Source organism: Bradyrhizobium sp. P2_E8 (genome assembly GCF_056403875.1).
Genome location: NZ_JBFUES010001895.1, coordinates 1 through 560, shown reverse-complemented (window position 1 = coordinate 560; position 560 = coordinate 1). Strand labels below are relative to the sequence as shown.

Below are 560 nucleotides of genomic sequence, written 5' to 3'. Positions count from 1 at the left end.
CGTGCAGGCCATGGTCGTGATTGTGCGATGCAATGGAAATCGCGCGGTAGATCGATTGAGCACGGGGCGGTGGCGAACCATCCCTTTGGCTGGTCCGCCCGCGCACGCTGCACTGCTACGGCCGCGCGACCCGCACGCCATCCGCGCCGATCGCGCCGAACATACCGGCGATGATCTCCGGTGTCGGCTGCATGCCGCCGAGCGACCAGTGTGCCGGCTCCTGCTCCTCGATCCTGACCCAGACGTTGCGGCGGAAATCCGGGTTGCCCTGCCCTTCGACCTCGACCAGGAGGTCGGTGACGCGTTCGAGCAGCGTCTTCTTCTGCGCGGCATCCAGGATGCCGCGGACGGTGGAAATGGTGACGTAAGGCATGTCTCTCTCCAATCATGTCGTGTGACGACGGAGCGAATTTGGACCTGACGCCCTCGGCAAGGCAGTGGCGGACAAGCCAGAGATCGGGCAATTTCCGCCACGCATCGCCCGCGCCGATCGGATAGGATCGGCCGGCCACTGCCCGGAGTTCCCATGAAGCTCGCAGTTCTCGCGCTGGAAGGTTGCA

General features: G+C 64.8%; 1 protein-coding gene. It reads right to left on the bottom strand.

Features of this window, described 5'->3' with window-relative positions; translation table 11 throughout:
- Window positions 1–115 precede the first annotated feature (115 nt).
- The gene (locus tag AC1D00_RS44565) at window positions 116–373 is read right to left on the bottom strand and encodes a tautomerase family protein (protein ID WP_135176042.1); all 258 of its coding nucleotides are present in this window, start codon (window positions 371–373) and stop codon (window positions 116–118) included.
- Window positions 374–560 lie beyond the last annotated feature (187 nt).

Excerpts from the sequence above, each read along its gene's own strand:
- AC1D00_RS44565 (WP_135176042.1), bottom strand. The coding sequence starts at position 373 with ATGCCTTACGTCACCATTTCCACCGTCCGCGGCATCCTGGATGCCGCG.